This window comes from Paenibacillus arenilitoris, assembly GCF_014705655.1.
In the GTDB taxonomy this organism is placed as follows: domain Bacteria; phylum Bacillota; class Bacilli; order Paenibacillales; family Paenibacillaceae; genus Pristimantibacillus; species Pristimantibacillus arenilitoris.
Genome location: NZ_JACXIY010000001.1, coordinates 110,930 through 128,151 on the forward strand (window position 1 = coordinate 110,930; position 17,222 = coordinate 128,151).

The 17,222-nt window shown below is 51.0% G+C and carries 12 protein-coding genes; all 12 read left to right on the forward strand.

Translation table 11 applies throughout. The annotated features are described in order from the left end of the window. The first annotated feature begins 87 nt into the window (after nucleotides 1-87). The 12 genes from IDH41_RS00360 (at nucleotide 88) to IDH41_RS00415 (ending at nucleotide 17,222) form a co-directional block, all read left to right on the forward strand. Nucleotides 88-1,521, forward strand: coding sequence for an L-fucose/L-arabinose isomerase family protein (locus IDH41_RS00360; RefSeq protein WP_190857231.1), 1,434 nt, complete (start codon nucleotides 88-90; stop codon nucleotides 1,519-1,521). A gap of 18 nt (nucleotides 1,522-1,539) precedes the next feature. Next, nucleotides 1,540-2,388 carry a transketolase gene (locus IDH41_RS00365; RefSeq protein ID WP_190857233.1) on the forward strand — a complete coding sequence of 283 codons (849 nt, stop codon included), beginning with the start codon at nucleotides 1,540-1,542 and terminating at the stop codon, nucleotides 2,386-2,388. Next, the gene (locus IDH41_RS00370) at nucleotides 2,388-3,326 is read left to right on the forward strand and encodes a transketolase family protein (RefSeq protein WP_190857631.1); all 939 of its coding nucleotides are present in this window, start codon (nucleotides 2,388-2,390) and stop codon (nucleotides 3,324-3,326) included. The genes IDH41_RS00365 and IDH41_RS00370 overlap by 1 nt, the downstream gene beginning before the upstream one ends. A gap of 12 nt (nucleotides 3,327-3,338) precedes the next feature. Beyond that, a complete protein-coding gene (glpK, locus tag IDH41_RS00375; protein WP_190857234.1) occupies nucleotides 3,339-4,844 on the forward strand; it encodes a glycerol kinase GlpK in 1,506 nt (501 codons plus the stop codon). Between the two features lie 133 nt (nucleotides 4,845-4,977). Continuing rightward, nucleotides 4,978-6,093 (forward strand): acyltransferase family protein, encoded by a 1,116-nt coding sequence (locus tag IDH41_RS00380; RefSeq protein WP_190857236.1) that lies wholly within the window; start codon nucleotides 4,978-4,980, stop codon nucleotides 6,091-6,093. 211 nt (nucleotides 6,094-6,304) lie between these two features. After that, on the forward strand, nucleotides 6,305-8,089 hold the full coding sequence (locus IDH41_RS00385) for a sensor histidine kinase (RefSeq protein WP_190857238.1): 1,785 nt from the start codon (nucleotides 6,305-6,307) through the stop codon (nucleotides 8,087-8,089). Next, nucleotides 8,067-9,656: a response regulator gene (locus IDH41_RS00390; protein ID WP_190857240.1), complete on the forward strand. Its 1,590-nt coding sequence runs from the start codon at nucleotides 8,067-8,069 to the stop codon at nucleotides 9,654-9,656. Before IDH41_RS00385 ends, IDH41_RS00390 begins: the two co-directional genes overlap by 23 nt. Nucleotides 9,657-9,847: 191 nt before the next feature. Next, nucleotides 9,848-11,206 carry an ABC transporter substrate-binding protein gene (locus IDH41_RS00395; protein ID WP_190857242.1) on the forward strand — a complete coding sequence of 453 codons (1,359 nt, stop codon included), beginning with the start codon at nucleotides 9,848-9,850 and terminating at the stop codon, nucleotides 11,204-11,206. A gap of 295 nt (nucleotides 11,207-11,501) precedes the next feature. Continuing rightward, nucleotides 11,502-13,934, forward strand: a complete 2,433-nt coding sequence (locus IDH41_RS00400) for a polysaccharide lyase 8 family protein (RefSeq protein ID WP_190857243.1) — start codon at nucleotides 11,502-11,504, stop codon at nucleotides 13,932-13,934. Between the two features lie 156 nt (nucleotides 13,935-14,090). Then, a complete protein-coding gene (locus tag IDH41_RS00405; RefSeq protein ID WP_190857245.1) occupies nucleotides 14,091-14,993 on the forward strand; it encodes a carbohydrate ABC transporter permease in 903 nt (300 codons plus the stop codon). A 21-nt stretch (nucleotides 14,994-15,014) separates the two neighbouring features. Next, a complete protein-coding gene (locus IDH41_RS00410; RefSeq protein ID WP_190857247.1) occupies nucleotides 15,015-15,902 on the forward strand; it encodes a carbohydrate ABC transporter permease in 888 nt (295 codons plus the stop codon). Nucleotides 15,903-16,241: 339 nt separating this feature from the next. Continuing rightward, nucleotides 16,242-17,222, forward strand: a complete 981-nt coding sequence (locus tag IDH41_RS00415) for a LacI family DNA-binding transcriptional regulator (protein WP_397327241.1) — start codon at nucleotides 16,242-16,244, stop codon at nucleotides 17,220-17,222.

Below are 17,222 nucleotides of genomic sequence, written 5' to 3' on the forward strand. Positions count from 1 at the left end.
TTGGCTGAATGGTTTTGACTGAATAGTTTATTGTTGTTTAATTTGTTTAGTTTAGTTTGTTTATCGAATGGAAGAGGGGAGTGCGGCATGAAAAAATTTAAGTTGGGATACGCGCCGACAAGACGGTTCGTATTCAGCGCGGAGGACGCTTTCAAGTACAAGGTATTGATCAAGGAGAAAATCGAAAGCTTCAGCATGGATATCGACATTGTCGATTTGGAAGGCATTAACGAAGAAGGGCTGCTCTATGACGACAACATTAATGCGGATCGCATCGCGGAACGATTCAAGCAGGAGGGAGTGGATGCGGTCTTCTTCCCGCATTGCAACTTCGGCACGGAAGATACGGTGGCGCGGGTAGGCAAAGCGCTCGGCAAGCCGGTGCTGCTCTGGGGTCCGCGCGACGAGGCGCCGCTCGAGGACGGCATGCGGCTGCGCGACACGCAATGCGGACTGTTCGCTACCGGCAAGGTGCTTCGACGTTTCAACGTTCCGTTCACCTACGTGACGAACAGCCGGGTAGACGATCCGGTGTTCGAGCGGGGCTTCACCAATTTCGTAGCGGCCGCGAACGTCGTGCGGCAGTTCAGGAAACTGCGGATTCTGCAGATCGGGCCGCGTCCGGCTTCCTTCTGGACGATGATGTGCAGCGAGGGCGAACTGCTGGAGCGATTCGGCATCGAGCTCCATCCGATTACGCTGGTGGACATTCAGCGCGCCTCCCGGCGGATCGAGAAGGGGAACGGCTCCGAGCTCGCGGAGGCAGTGGATGACATCAAAGCCAAGCTCGACTGGTCCGAGGTGACGGAGGAGGACGTGCGCCGCATCGCCGCGCTGAAGGTCGCGATGAAGCAGTACGCGATTTCCACGGGCAGCACCGCTATCGCAATCCAGTGCTGGTCGTCGCTTCAGGATGCGATGGGCATCATGCCTTGTCTGGCGAACGCGATATTGACGGACGAGCAAATTCCCGTCACCTGCGAGACGGATATTCACGGCGCGATTACATCCGTTATGGTTCAGGCGGCAACGATGAACCAGCATCCGACTTTCTTCGCGGATCTGACCGTCCGCCATCCCGATAATCCGAACGGCGAGCTTCTGTTCCATTGCGGGAACTTCCCGGTGTCCATGTCGGTAGAAGATAAGCCGAGGCTGCGCAAGCACTTCCTGTTCGACGATCATTCGCCGGGTACGCACGAGGGCGAAGTGAAGGGCGGCCATATGACTTTGGCTCGCTTCGACGGCGATCATGGCGATTACCAGCTGTTTCTTGGCAAGGCCCGCGGCATTCAGGGACCGTACACCCGCGGCTCTTATGTGTGGGTCGAAGTGAACGACTGGCCGCTGTGGGAAGAGAAGCTGGTCAAAGGCCCTTATGTCCATCATTCCGTAGGCATTCATGCCAATGTCATTCCGGCGCTCTATGAGGCATGCGGCTATATTCCGGGGCTGACGCCCGACCCCGTCGACCCGACGGAGCAGGAAATCCAGGCGTGGCTTCGCGGTGCGGGTCTGTAAGAAAAGGAGGATCTTTCAATGGAAACGATGGCGCTGAAGGCAAAGGCCGCGCAAATCCGAATGGATCTGCTGAAGATGATCCACGGAGCGAAGACCGGCCATACGGGCGGCTCGCTCAGCAATACCGATATTTTGACGGCACTTTATTATAAAATCATGAAAATCGATCCGGCCAGACCGAAGTGGGAGGAGCGCGACCGCTTCATCGCGAGCAAGGGCCACTCCGTCGAATCGCTATGGTGCATTCTCGCCGATTTGGGCTTTTTTCCTAAGGAGGAGCTGGAGACGTTCAGCCGGTTCGGCACCCGTCTGATCGGGCATCCGAACAACAAGGTGCCGGGCATCGAGATGAATACCGGAGCGCTCGGGCACGGCCTGGCGATTTCCGTCGGCATGGCGCTAGCGGCGAAGCGGGACGGCAAAGGCTATCGCGTGTTTTGCCTGATGGGCGACGGCGAACAGGCGGAAGGCTCGGTGTGGGAGGCGGCCATGGCCGGCTCGCACTACAAGCTCGACAACCTGGTGGGCATCATCGACCGGAATCGGCTGCAGATCAGCGGGCCGACCGAGGACGTCATGGGCCTTGAACCTCTCGAGGACAAATGGGCGTCGTTCGGATGGAACGTCGTCTCCATCGACGGCAACGATATGGAGCAGCTGCTCCGCGCGTTCGAGTCCGTCCCGGCGGTTTCGGGCAAGCCTACGCTGGTGATGGCGAATACGGTGAAGGGCAAGGGCGTTTCTTTTGCGGAAAATGTGCCGCATTGGCATCATCATGTCCCGAACGACGAGCAGCTGGCGCTTGCGCTGGCGGAGCTGTCGACGCTTATCGAGCGTTATAAGCTGGAAGAAGGAGTGAGTTCATGATGGCGAACACGATTCCGAACCGCCAGATTATTTGCGAGACGCTGCTGGAGCTGGCCCGGAACGACCGGGACATTATGGTGCTGGCCAGCGACTCGCGCGGCTCCGCCGCCATGGCTCCGTTCGCCAAGGCGTTCCCGGACCAGTTCGTGGAGGTCGGCATTGCGGAGCAGAACATCGTCGGCATCGCCGCGGGCCTCGCGCACAGCGGCAAAAAGCCGTTCGTCGCCTCTCCGGCTTGCTTCCTCAGCATGCGCGGCATCGAGCAAATCAAAGTTGACGTCGCTTATTCGGCGACGAATGTGAAGCTGGTCGGGATCAGCGGCGGCATCAGCTACGGCGCGCTCGGCATGTCCCACCATTCCGTACAGGATCTGGCGGTTTCCCGGGCCATTCCGGGTCTTGCCGTCATCTTGCCGGCCGACCGGCATGAGACGAAGCGGATGACGGAAGCGCTCGTGAAGCACGAAGGCGGCGTATATGTGCGGATCGGACGCAATCCGGTCGAGGACGTTTATGAGAACGACGACTATGAATTCGCGATCGGCAAAGCGGCGACCATGCGGGAAGGAGTTGACTTGACCGTCATTGCCGCCGGCGAAACCGTGCGGACGGCGCTCGACGCGCATGAGGCGCTGAAGGAAATCGGCGTGTCCTGCCGCGTGATCAACATGCATACGATCAAGCCTCTCGACGAAGAGGCGGTGATCAAGGCCGCCCGCGAAACCGGCCATATCATCACGGTAGAAGAGCACAGCATTCATGGCGGGCTCGGAGCCGCCGTAGCCGAGGTCATCGTACAGCGTCAGCCGGTCCCGATGCGCATACTCGGCATCCCGGACGAGCCGGCCATCGCAGGCAAATCGTCCGAGGTTTTCGCGCATTACGGCATCAGCGCGGGCAATATCATGAATATCGCGCTCGAACTGCTGGGCAGATAAGGACAGCCGGCCATGGAAAAGCATATTGTTGCAATCGATCAGAGCACGGCCGGCACCAAGGCGCTGGTCGTCGATCGGTACGGGCGGGTCGTCGCAAAAAGCAGCGCGGATCACCGGCAAATTTATCCGAGGCCCGGGTGGGTGGAGCATGACCCGCTCGAAATTTACGAGAACGTCAAGCGGACGATGCGGGAAGCGTTGCGACAGGCGTCGCTCACCGCAGCCGATCTCGCCGCGATATCGATTACGAACCAGCGCGAAACGGCCGTCGTATGGGACGGGGAGACGGGATTGCCCGTTCATAACGCCATCGTCTGGCAGTGCCAGCGCACCGCGGACCGATGCTCGGAGCTCCGGGCAGCCGGCGGAGAACGCGACGTTCAGACCAAAACCGGTCTTAGGTTGGACCCGTATTTCTCGGCAGCGAAGTGGGGCTGGATACTCAGGGATACGGAAAACGCGGGCTCGCTGCTCCGGCAGGGGCGGCTGCTCGCCGGAACGATCGACAGCTGGCTGATCTGGAAGCTGACCGGCGGCCGGACGCATGCAACCGACTACACGAATGCGAGCCGGACGTCGCTGTTCAACATCCATACGCTGGCATGGGATGAGGAATTGTGCCGCCTGTTCGGCGTTCCGCCCGCGCTGCTTCCGGAGGTGAAGTTTTCGGACGACCTTTATGGCCACACCGCCGATCCGGACTTGTTCGCCGAACAAGTTCCGATCTGCGGCGTCATCGGCGACTCGCAAGCCGCTTTGTTCGGCCAGCTGTGCCTGGAGCCGGGGGAGGCGAAAGCGACCTACGGCACGGGGACTTCGGTGCTCATGAACATCGGAGAACGTCCAGCCGCGCCGGGCAGCGGCCTGGTGACCGCCGTCGCCTGGGGGCGGGACGGCAAGGTGACGTATGCGCTGGAGGCGATCATCCGCAGCACGGGCGACACCGTGAAATGGGCGAGAGAGAGCCTCGGCTTATTCGATTCGTTCGAGGAGCTCGACGACATGCTTCGGCGGACGCCCGATAACGAAGGCGTCTATCTGGTGCCCGCCTTCGTCGGGATGGGAGCGCCGTACTGGGATCCGTACGCCCGGGCGGCGATTACGGGCATGAGCCGCGCAGCCGGCAGAGCGCATATCGTTCGCGCGGCGGTGGAGAGCATCGCCTACCAGGTGCGCGACGCAGCCGATCTGATGGAGAAGGAGTCCGGCATACCGCTCGTCAGGCTCAACGCGGACGGCGGCGCTTCCGTCAATCCGCTGCTTATGCAATTCCAGGCGGATATGCTGGGTTTGCCGGTTCTGAAATCGGAAGTCGCGGAGCTGTCGGCGATGGGCTCGGTCTATATGGCCGGGCTCGGCGTCGAGTACTGGTCGTCGCTGGACGAAATCGTACGGATGAGCCGGCAGGGGCGGCAATATACTCCGATGATCGAGGCGGCCGAGCGCGAACGCCTCTACGAAGGATGGAGAAGGGCTGTCGCTGCCGTGCTTAGCGGCACGAGCGGAACGGGGTGTTGAAGGAGACGCGTTGGAGGAGGCCTTGGGCCTCCTTATTTTTGTGTAAATATATTCAAAATGAACTACATTGATGTATACTATTATTCGAAATGAATAATCTATGGAAAGCTTCATTATGGAGGTGGTCTTTTTTATGGATAAAAAATTATCTTTTGAGATCCTTTTATTACGCTGTGTCGGGTGTCTGTTTGTCGTTATGGTTCATGCCTTAATATTTACGGGCCGGATCCATGAACAAAATGCTTTATTGAGCGGGACAAGGCTTATTTTCAATGTAGGTACGCCCGTATTTATTTTCATCACGGAATTTCTTATCGCTAAAAATTATAAAGGGAGTTTGCCAACGCATTTTATTTCGAAGCGGATTAAATATTTAATTCCCCCTTATATCGTTATGGCGATCATAGGCTCGATTTATAAGGTTCATGAGAGTAACGAACCGTTTACAACGCAAAATATACTAACCGCCGCTTTTAGAAATATTTTTATGGCAGATTATAACGGTTATTTTATTTTGATCATTATTCAATTCATCCTTATTCATTACCTGTTTCATAACAAGCTGAAGAAATGGCCGGCCAAAGTCGTGCTTCCTGTTTCTTTCGCCATAAATTTTGCCTATCTGGCTTTCTTTAATTTCGTTCCGCCATTTGGCTTTGGGAGCGATAGCATCGCTGAGTATATCTGGTATTATACAAGCTGGCTGCCATTTATCGGATGGGCTTTTTATTTTGCTTTAGGGTATTACTGCGGCAAACACTACGACCGGTTTATTGAGGTGTTAAACAGAAATAAACGAATCGTTCTGGTCCTGCCGTTCATCACGGTAATTCCGGTTTTAGCGTTGAAATTTTTTGATCTGTCGCCTGTCAGCAGTTCCAAGGGGATTGGTTATTTATTGTTTGCCCCCTCGATCATTTTTCTCATTTTTTATTTATCCAATCAGATTAAAAAAGTTCCCGACTTCGTCGTTTCCATTTCGGATCACTCTTTTGGGATTTATTTAACCCATAGCGTATTCATGAGGGTTTTTGTCATTCTCTACTTGCCTTTTTCTGTGAACGTGAGCCAATTTATTACGCTCCCGCTCATTTACGTCACTTGCCTGAGCGTAGCGTGGGTCGCTACGAAATACATAAACAAGGTCCCTTTCGGCAAGTTCATCGTCGGGCCTGTCAGAAACAATTTAAAAGCAGTCAAAAGCGAGAAGACGATCCAATCAGCCTATGTTGCGGAGAGGCAAATATAAACGCGGAGTCTATGAAGTTAAGCGGATGAAAGACGAAATGAAGTTATGCGGCCGTCTTACTCCGCATAAAATAATTAGTAGAAAAAGAAATGAGCTGCCTTGCCGGGTCTCTGTAAACCTGGCAGGACAGCTTCTCTTTTTATAATAGATTTACAGTCTTTAGCAAGATGACGAATTATTGGATAGGTTGTCGAGGGGAGGAGGCATGACAATGTCTTACCTGCTGCTTCGTACGTTACGCGGCAAAATTGTTCTATCTCTGACTATTCTGATTTTTCTTCCGGTCGTTTTTATTATATACCGGTTTTATGACTCATCCAGGCAGATTTTGGAGACAACGCTGTATGAGTCCAATCAAACGGCCTTGGAGAGGAAAGGCCTTGCGATGAACGAAATCGTCGAACGAACGGTGAGGGCATCCAACTTGATTATTAACGATCCGGATACGTTGAAGTATTTGCGCGATTCGACAAACTGGACGACGGAATACTCGGCCTTTAACAGCTTTTCCAATCTTCAGCTTAAATTGTCCAATATACGAGATTTATTGCTTGACAGCGATGCGTATCTGGCACTTTATGATTTTAGAGGATATATCAATACTAGCTGGGCGGGTACGATAAAAACCCAAAATGAAAGCCTGGCCGATCAATCCTGGTTTGCCCGTACCTTGGATCTATCCGGTTCGCCGAACTGGACGCTTCCTTTTATAATGGCGGACGCTGCGGATAAACAGCCGTTATTGCTGTTAACCCGTTTAATCAATTCCGAATGGAAGTCGGGTAACGGCGTATTGCTGATCGGGATTCCGACGGATGTTTTTTTCTACCCCAGCGAGGAATTGCGGATCAAGGATCGGTCAGGCATCCATTTGCTGCTGCTTGATAACGAGAAGGTATTGTTAGGCGATTCAACGTTTAGTCCCGGAAACCGCCTCGTTCCTCTTGAAGAGGTATATAAAGACAGCAGCGGCATTTCCCGGATTCAGCTTAAAGACAAGCAATATTTGGTCAACCAGACAAGCCTGCCCGGTACGGGATGGATTTTGCTGCAGCTGACCGAGAGCAAGGCGTTTAGTTCACAGCTTAATCAAGTCAAAAACCGGTCGATCGGATGGGTGCTGTTCTGGTTCACGTTATTTGCGATCGCTTTTGTAGGTCTTACGTTTCGATTTACGCATCCGATCAAGGAATTGATTCATTCGATGAACCGGGTCGGAAGAGGGGATTTGAATATTAAAGTCGCCGTACGCGGCAGTGATGAAATCGCATTGCTCGGTTCCAATTTCAATAAAATGGTCGGCCAACTCCAGGAGCTTATTATTCATTTATCCGAAGAACAGCAGCGAAAGCAAAAAGCGCAATTTCAAGCCTTGCAGGCGCAAATCAATCCTCATTTTTTGCTGAACGCTCTAAATTCGATCAAGTGGATGGCCTTGTTATCCGGTGCCAACCATGTAAGCGACATGATGACCAAGCTGGGGAAGCTGTTAACCTATACGATGCGGCAGCAAGAAGAGATTGTTACGATTCGGGAAGAACTGGATTATTTAACGGTCTTTTTAGCCATGCAGGAAATCAGATACCACGATCAGATCCAAGTGGAGGTGCAGGTGCCGGAAGCTTTGCAAAATTGTGAAATCGTTAAGTTTACGATTCAACCGATTATTGAAAACAGCATTATTCACGGTAACCGGTTCCCGTTACGAATATTGATCTGCGCGCGAGCGGAAGACGATACGTTAATACTGACTGTAACGGATAATGGGGTTGGTATGAGCGAGGAAGCAAGACAGCAGGTCGTGGAACAGATGAATCAGCCTCATGCGAAATATAGCGGTATTGGCATTCGCAACGTCAATGACCGGATTAAGCTGGAGTATGGCCCTGAATACGGAATTTCTCTCGACAGCGTTCCGGATTCGGGAGTGAAAGTGAGTGTCAGTCTGCCTTTGCGAAGGAGGGGAAAAGCTGATGAGGATTTTAATCGTGGATGATGAGATATTGGTTAGAATCGGCCTCAAGACGATTATTCCAATGGCGGATGAATATTTTGAAATTATCGGCGAGGCATCAAGCGGACTGGAAGCGCTGAAAATATTGGAACAAACGCCATGCGATATTGTGCTTACCGATATCCGTATGCCCGAGATGGACGGGCTAACGCTTCTGAAGAGCATTCATGAACGATGGCCGGAGATCAAAGTGTTCATGCTGTCCAACCACAATGATTTTCAATATGTTCAGACCGCTCTGCGCCTTGGAGCTGTCGAATATATTATTAAATTGGAGATGGATCCTTCCGAGCTGTTAGAAAAACTGCAGTTGATCCGAAGCCGGTTATTTGCCGAGCGCCAAAAAAATGAGGAGGTAACGCGACTTGAAAATAAGGTGAACCTGTACGGACGCGAAGTGAAGGAAAAGCGTCTGCGCGATTTGCTGATGCGACGAAGCACAGAGCGCGAAATGGAGGAGCTGCTCCGTGATTTTCAACTGTTGTCATTTGAAGCGCCTTTTACGGTAGCGGTAGCGAAAATCGAAGACTATGATTCTCTGCTTGACCATAACCGGTTTCAAAGCGAACGTCTGCTAAATTTTACGGTAGCTAATGTCGTAGCGGAAATTTGCAAAAAGTATGGCGGCGCAGAGTATGTAGAGCTGGAACGCGGTCAATTCGTCATTTTGAAACCGCACTTTGATTCTTTGCTGCTGAAAGAAATTTGCCATGCCGTCCGTACTTTTTTAAAGCTGTCGATAAGCTTCGGCGTTTCCGTTTGTTACAATAAGCCGGAAATGACGAAAGGTTTTATGGAGGCTAACGAAGCGCTGGAATACCGTTTCTACCGGGGGCGAGGTCAAATTATTACCTATGGCGAGCTTCCGGAAACGATGACGGACAGGGTGGAACCCTTTGACTCCGATCTCTGGTTGAAGCGGATTGAAGACCATGATGAAGCGGGCATCCTTCAACTGATTTCGGATTGGGTTCTATCCTCCGGCCAAAATCCCGTCTCTACTCCGGATGCGATGCGCGAACAATGGATTCGGCTCGCGGACACGTTTGCTCTAAGTTTAAAATCGGAACAATTGGACATTTATTCGGTGACTCTTCACGAGGGGAAATATCCTCATCATGTGATACGCGGCGCCGAGACTCAACAAGACATTTACGAGTGGTTTACCGGATGGGTCCAGGTGTTTCTGAATTACAAAAAAAAGCATGGCCGGCAAAGGTGGCGCGCTGAAATCCATCATGTGATCGGAATCATTAACGATCGGCTGCATATGCCTCTAAAGGTATCCGATCTCGCTGCGGAAGTCGGTTTTACGGAAAATTATTTAAGTATTTTGTTTAAAAGAGAAACAGGCGAGACGATTACCGATTGTCTCACCCGGATTCGGATGAAGAAGGCAAGAGAGCTTCTGAAGGAACCGGGCCTGAAAATATATGAAATTTCCGAGCAAGTCGGCTACGCGGATCCGAATCATTTCAGCCGCAGCTTCAAGCAGCTGGAAGGGATGTATCCGACCGAATACCGCAAGATGGTGTCGGGCAGAAGTTGAGAAGAAAAGCATGAACTCTGAAAAGAATTATCCAGAATATTTTCCCGCTCGAAGCGATAACGCTTTCCATCCGGTGGAATAGAAAAGAATTCGGCAGAAGATGGGAAGGTTATGCCGTTTTCTTCTAGCTGCCTATTTATTATGATGAGGGTGATCTTAAAGATCACTCAAAGTGAGAAGGGGATGGATCAATGAAAAAGTCTTCCTTTATTACACTGGCCATCATATTATCTCTGGCCATATTGGTTGCGGGCTGCAGCGGGACAAACAACGCAAACTCCGGGAACACGCCTTCTACGATTCCAAATGAGGAAAGCAAGGGCGAAACGAATGAGCCCGTCAAGCTGAAATTATGGGGCGGTGTCCCGGCGGAAAGCGGTCCGCAAGCGGTGGTAGACAGCTGGAACCGGGAAAATCCGGATATTCAAGTAACCTATGAGCGTTATGTGAACGACGATGCCGGGAACCTGAAACTGGAAACCGCTCTTTTATCTTCAACGGACGGTCCCGATATTTTTATCACGTATGGCGATGAAAGGATGACCAAACGCGTGGATGCCGGAATGGCGGCTCCTCTTGACGATTTAATCTCGAAAGCGGGATTCGACGTTGAGGGAGTCATCGGCAGCTCGGATATCAAAAAATTTGACGGCCAGTACTATTATTTGCCTGGTACGCGCAGCAAAGCGGTCGTCATAATCAACAAGAAAGCGCTTGATGAAATAGGAGAGACCGTACCGACGGATTGGACATGGGATGATTTTGCAGCGCTTGCCAAAAAGTTAACCAATGGAAGCCGTAAAGGAACGATGACGGATCCCGCGATTCATACATTAGGCGAGATGACGCTGGCAAGCTCGAAACCGCAGGACTCTTATTTGACGCCCGATGGAATGTCCAATTTTGACAGCCCTGCTTTAAGGAAAGGCTTGGAAATTGAGAAAGAGCTGGAAGACTCGGGTGCAATGACGAAATACACCGATGTATTGGTCGGCAAGCTGTCGCTTCAGAACGAGCTGCTGAACGAAAAGGTGGCCATGATGCCGGCAGGTTTATATCTGCTGCGTTATATCAAGGATACGCAGAACTTCCCGCATGATTTTCCGGTCGTATTTGCTCCGATGCCGCAATATGAAAAAGGCGGAAACGTCAATCCGATGGGCGGTACCGGCGATTATATTTCGATTAATAAAAACAGTGCCAATAAAGAAGCGGCTATGAAATTCATCTCCTGGTACCTGCAAGGCGGAAATATACAAATGGTGCCTGGCGGACGCATCCCTTCGAACAAGAAAGCGGACAGCGCGGAAATCGCCAAGCTGTTGATCGGAGATTCCGGCCATCTGATTGACACGGCTTCTTTGACCGCCATTCTTTCGGCAACGTATACGTATCCCACCCAATATAACGTACCGGTTCCTACGGAATTGAAAGATTCCATCTATAAAGACGAGTTGGAAAAGTATTTGTTGGATGTGCAGTCGATTGACGAGACGTTGGCAAACATGAAAAAACGTGCGGATGAAGCCATTCAAAAGGCAAAAAAGTAACCGGCAAGGTGAAACGGCTACGCCGACATATACTTTCCTATATTTTAAAAAAAGCGGATTGAGCAGAATTTATTTGCTGCTCGGCCGCTTTTTTTTGTCTCCGCAGATAGGCGATCCAACAGTCAAGAATTGTATAGGAACTGCCAACATGAATCCATGTAGCAGGTTTCTTCTCCTTGATATAATTCACTTATCATAGTCCGGATGGAGGGGGTCGTTAGTCTCAATGATGTGAAATTGTAAGTATTCATTACAGGGAATGGTTTTTATTACGTGATTGGAAAGGGTGATCATTATGCGTCATGCCGTTAAACCGGCTTTTGCTCTCCTTCTTGTCCTGGCCCTCCTCGTATCGTCGGCATTTACCGTTACTGCGGAAGCGGAGGCTCCCTATGACGAACTTCGGAAGAAATGGAAAGATGTATTGACGGGCGGAACCCTTTATGATCCAGCGATTCCGGAAATCGCCGCGAAAATCGGGCAGATCGAAGAGACGGCCATCGGTTACCGGGATTCTCTTCAACGGGGAACGGACCGCATCGATTGCAATTGCCTATGGACGGCAAGCTCCTCGGAACTTTCCGCCAGGTCTTATATTTTTAGAAGCTATGACCGGATCAAAGCAATGGCTCTGGCTTACGCAACCCATGGCAGCTCGCTTCAATACGACGACGCCTTGAAGACGGATATTATCGAAGCGTTGGATTGGTTGAACACGAATCGTTTCCATTCGGCCAAACCCGGTCCCGGCACTTCGCAATGGTGGTTTATTGAAATCGGATCTCCGCTGCGGCTCGGAGAAATCATGGTCATGATGTATGACGATTTATCACCGGAACAAATCGCCGCCTGGACGGCCGCGATCGATTATAACAGCCCCCTCTCCTATAGCTCTGTCGAAGAATATAAATATATGGCCGCCAATCGGGTTTGGCGCGCTATCGTCCATGCCCTGCGCGGCATTACCGGTGAAAGCAGCGACAAAATGATTCAGGCGCGCGACGGTTTGAGCGATGTCACCGACGGGCGAAACGGCCGGTTTAACGTTTTTGAGTACGCAACCGGCGGCGATGGCTTCTATCCGGACGGATCCTTTATCCAGCATGGAATATTCGCTTATAATGGCGGTTACGGCAACTCCCTCCTCAAGGACCTTTCCGATGTCATGTATCTATTGAAAGGCACCCCTTGGGAAGTGACCGATCCGAAGAGCGCCAATGTTTGGAAATGGGTCTATGATTCCTTCGAGCCATTGTTGTATAAAACCGGGTTAATGATGGATATGGTCCGGGGCAGAGAAGTATCCCGCTACAATTTCCAGGATTCCGTGGCCGGTCATAAAGCGACCGCAAGCATTATTCGTCTGTCGCAAATCGCTCCGGAAGCGGATGCGGCAAGATTTAAAAGCCTGGTTAAATATCTCGTCGGCAATGACAGCGGATTTTATATAGACGCATCCATCGAAATGAATTGGAGAGCGGGTGAAATCGTGAAGGATCGGGCGATCCCTTCCCGCGGAGACCTCTTCTATAACAAAGTATTCAGCAGAATGGCCCGTGCCGTGCATGTGCGCCCCGGATTTGGCTTCGGCATCAGTATGTTCTCCGATAAAATCGCAAATTTCGAGAACAATTTTGAGCTGCGCAAAGGTTGGTACACCGGTTCGGGGATGACCTACATCTATACGGAAGATAAAGAACAATACAGCGATAACTTCTGGGCGACCGTTAATTATAACCGGCTTCCCGGAACGACGGTCGATACAAAACCAAGAACGGTTAACGTCAATGAGTCGGTTCACGTGAATTCGGACAATCGGGTCGGCGGCGTGTCTGACGGGAAATTCGGAGTTGTCGGAATGGGCCTTACGGCGCCGGGGGCATCGGGCACATCGCTAAAAGGGAAAAAATCGTGGTTTCTCTTCGACGACGAGGTGGTTTCGCTTGGATCGGACATTCGGTTGGACGATCAAGAAGCTTACACCGTTGAAACCATCGTGGACAATCGGAAGCTGAATGCAGCCGGAGATAACGCGCTGACCGTAAACGGAAAGGCCAAACTTCCCTCGCTCGGATCGGAAGAAACGATGAACAAGGTATCGTGGGCGCACCTGGCAGGCAATGTTCCGAAATCCGACATCGGATACTATTTTCCGGGAGGACAGACTGCCGTTAAAGGTTCGCGTCTAGCCAGAACGGCTAAATGGGGCGACCTGAACGTCAATCAGAGACCGTCGCCGGATAATCCGATAACCCGCCATTATTTGACGCTTTGGCTCGATCACGGGATTAGCCCGAGCAACGCCGCGTACCAATACGTAACGCTGCCGAATAGAACGGCTAAACAAACAGCGGATTATGCCTCCAAGCCGGATATCAGGATAGTAGCGAACTCGCCGGACGTTCATGCGGTGAAAGAGAAGAGGCTCGGCATCACCGGCGCTTTTTTCTGGAACAACGAAAAAACAACGGCGGGCGGAATAACCAGCAACCAAGTCGCCTCCGTTATGGTCGAGGAGAAGGACCGTGTACTGACCGTTTCCGCAGCCGACCCGACTCGCGCAAATAACGGAACGATCGAGATCGAGCTTGACAAAAAAGCAATCGCCGTCATTTCCGCGGACCCCGGCATTACGGTAACCGAAACGGCTCCGACGATCCGCTTTACGGTTCATGCCGCGGATTCGGAAGGCAAGACGTTCCAGGTGAAATTCCGGCTTTCCAAGTAACAAAGCCCCGATAGGAAACAAGGAAACCCGGCCGTCATAAAAGGCCGGGTTTCCACTTGTTTCATAAGAATTATGAAGAATTCATCAATCCTTATCCATTTCTTTCACGGGGAGCGGTTGTTACAGTATAAGTAAAATCGGTGAGGAGGCCATGGGATGAAACAACTTTGGCACAAGGCGAAATTCAAGGAACAAATGGCCGGCTATTTGTTTATTTTGCCCAATATGTCGGGATACTTATTGTTCGTATTTTTCCCGATCGTTTTCAGCTTGTTTCTGGTGTTTGTGGACTGGGATTATCTTAAAGGCTTTGAGGGGATTCGCTGGGTTGGTTTCGGCAACTTTCAGGAACTGGGGGATGATACGAAGTTTCTAAAATCGCTGCTCAACAACACGATTTTTACGATTGTCAGCGTTCCCGTATCGATGCTGCTTGGTCTATTGCTGGCCGTTGTTCTGAATAAATACGTTTTCTTTAAACAGCTTTTCCGTACCCTGATCTTTTTGCCCTATGTAAGCAGCCTTGTTGCCGTTTCCGTCATTTGGAGCATCATGTATAACGCGCAGGAGGGTCCGATTAACGAATTCCTTCGCAGTATCGGAGTTTCGAATCCTCCGGGTTGGTTGTCAAGCCCTCAATATGCTTTAATTGCGATTATCCTGATGTCGGTCTGGGTGACAATCGGTTACGCCATGGTTATTTATTTGGCCGGTCTTCAAGGAATTCCCAAAGATCTATATGAAGCTGCGGAGATAGACGGAGCATCTAAATTAAGGCAGCTTGCGCAAATAACGGTACCGATGCTCACGCCTACAACCTTTCTCATTGTCATCACCTTGGTCATTTGGTCTTTCCAGGTATTCGGACCTGTTGCCGTTATGACGCAAGGAGGCCCTATCGATTCTACCTATGTACTGGCCTATCACATCTATTTGCTCGCGTTCCGTTTTTACAAGATGGGATACGCCGCAACGGTTTCATGGATCCTGTTTACCGTCATCTTCATCGTAACGATGGTTCAATGGCAGCTCCAAAAAAGATGGCAACATTATTTCTAAAACACTTGGGGGAGAAAAATCATGGAAACCGCATATAAAAGGAAAGAAGTGGCTCATTTCGTCTATAAGCGCACGAGAAGCAAATCGATTTCCTTCGCCTTGAAGGTATTCGTCAGCCTTTTAATGGGCTTATTCGCATTGGTTATGATTATCCCTTTTCTTTGGATGATATCGACTTCGTTTAAAGTAAACGGGGAGGTATTCGATTACCCGATTCAGTGGATTCCGAATCAATGGAATTTTGAGAACTATAAGAAAGTGTGGACGGGAGATAATCCATTCTACCTGTATTACTTCAATTCATTGAAGATTACCGTCATAACGGTAGCAGGCAATTTGTTTACAAGCGCCATGGCGGGATTCGCCTTTGCCCGACTGCAGTTCAAAGGCCGCAATTTTTTGTTTTTGCTTTATTTGTCAACCATGATGATTCCGAGTCAGGTGCTGCTCGTTCCGCGGTTTATTTTATTCGATACGATGAAATTGATTAATACGCACTACTCGTTGATCCTGCCCGGAATGTTTACCGTATTCGGGACGTTTCTCATGCGGCAGTTTTTCAGTACCCTCCCCGGAGAATTGCTGGAGGCGGCCAAAGTCGACGGAGCCGGTTATTGGCGTACATTTTGGCAAATATGTTTGCCGCTTACCAAGCCTGCGCTCATGACCTTATTAATCCTTACTTTTACTTGGCACTGGAACGATTACGAACAACCGTTGATTTTCCTCAGGGATAAAGCGCTCTATACGATTCCGCTCGGACTTACCACCTTTGTAGAGGAGTTTGGAACCGACTATGTTCTGTCAATGGCAGCCTCCGTCTCGGCCTTGATCCCAATCCTTATCGTTGTTGTCATTTGCCAAAAGTGGTTTGTGGAAGGGATTACGAGCTCGGGGTTGAAGGGATAATTTAGGATGTCTAATCATGATTTAAAAAGCGATCGAATAAAGGCAATGAAAGACGAAGAGGACTCTCGCCACAGGGCGGGAGTCCTCTTCGTTATTTTCTCGGTTTACTCAATCTTTAAATCCCGATAACAAAAAACGGCAGTTTTATTCAATAGCCGTTTGTATAATAGGCAGCGAAAGGTTATCAAACCGGTTTGATGACGGAATGACGCGCGCATTCAAACCGGTTTGACGATCTGCTTGGAAGAAGCCTTGGGAAAAAGGGGGGAATCGATAAATCCAGTGGCCACCATCGACGATGTCGCCAGAATGGCAGGAGTCTCAAAGAGTACCGTATCCATGGCATTCAGCAAAAAAAGACCCATCAGCCGGCAGGTAACGGAAAAGGTGTTCAGGGCAGCGAAGGAGCTCGGCTATTATCCCAATCATGTCGCGAGAAGCCTGGCTATCCGGAAGACGATGATCGCCGGATTGCGAATCCCGCTCCCGCCGGATGGCTATATCACGGCCTTCGAATCCCAATTGATCAACGGCGTGATCAAGGAATGTTCCAGGCAGGGCTACAGAGTGCTGCTCGACAACTTGCCTGAGCTTGACGATCCGGCGCAGTTCTCCCAAGACCCGGTCGACGGCCTTATTATGCTGAACCCGCGGACGAACGACCCGCGAATCGAGCGTTACGGCCAAATGGGCATTCCATTCGTGTCGGTCGGGCGGCCCGATCCATTCGACGAGTCCATGAGCTACGTGGACAATAACAACGCGGAAGTGGCTTATCAGATTGGCGATTATTTGCTCCGGAACGGGCACCGGTCCGTTTTCTTCCTCAATGCGTCGGCCGACATGACCGTGGCGCACGACCGGCAGAGCGGCCTCAAGGATGTTTTTCGCCGCTACGGCGTGCCGTTCCCCGAGGAGAATATCATCCATTTTTCCCACAGGCTGTTCGCGAACGGAGCGGATTACGGTTATCTGTCCATCAGGGATACGTTTGGAAAATTGCATTATTCGGCAGTCGTTACGGACACGGACCGCGTCGCGTTCGGTGCGCTTCGGGCCGCCCGGGAGCTGGGCATCGAGGTGCCGAAGGAGCTGTCGGTCATCGCGTTCAGCAATGACACTACGCTGTCTCAGGATATGAATCCGAGGCTGACTTCGGTGGAACTGTCGGCGAACCGGCTCGGGGAGGAAGCGGCCAAGCTGCTCATCGAGAAGATGAGGGATATGAGCGTCAATCGGCAGGTCATTATCCCTGCTTCGCTGGTCATCGGAGAAACTTGTTGCGTTCAAAGTCGGTCATTAACGAATAATGAGGAGTGA